Origin of the sequence: Mesorhizobium sp. M8A.F.Ca.ET.202.01.1.1 (genome assembly GCF_004791595.1) — a bacterium.
Classification (GTDB): domain Bacteria; phylum Pseudomonadota; class Alphaproteobacteria; order Rhizobiales; family Rhizobiaceae; genus Mesorhizobium.
Genome location: NZ_SRUN01000222.1, coordinates 1 through 307 on the forward strand (window position 1 = coordinate 1; position 307 = coordinate 307).

Genomic DNA, 307 nt, shown 5'->3' on the forward strand with positions numbered 1-307 from the left:
GATAGAGCGGGACGCCGATTCCGAGCATGGCGGCAATATCGAAGCGCGGCGTGACGAATTCGAGGCCGCTCAGCGTCATTGCTCCGGCAGGCCAATGGGCGAGGCCGCCAACGAAGCTGATCGCGATACCGGCGACGAGCGCAGCGATGACGCCGAGGAAGGGATTGAACAGGCGCGCCAACAGGAAGACGGCGAGCAGCGGCAGGACGAGCCCGGGCGAGAGCCGCATCTCGTCGAAGACCGCGACGACGAAGCGGAAGATGACACCGGCGAGCATCCCGATGCCGGTGGCAGCCGCGATGCTCGC

At 66.8% G+C, this 307-nt stretch carries 1 protein-coding gene; it reads right to left on the minus strand.

Translation table 11 applies throughout. The annotated features are described in order from the left end of the window. Nucleotides 1-307 (minus strand): benzoate/H(+) symporter BenE family transporter (locus EN845_RS34590; protein ID WP_189587451.1); only part of this gene is annotated, 307 nt, incomplete at both ends.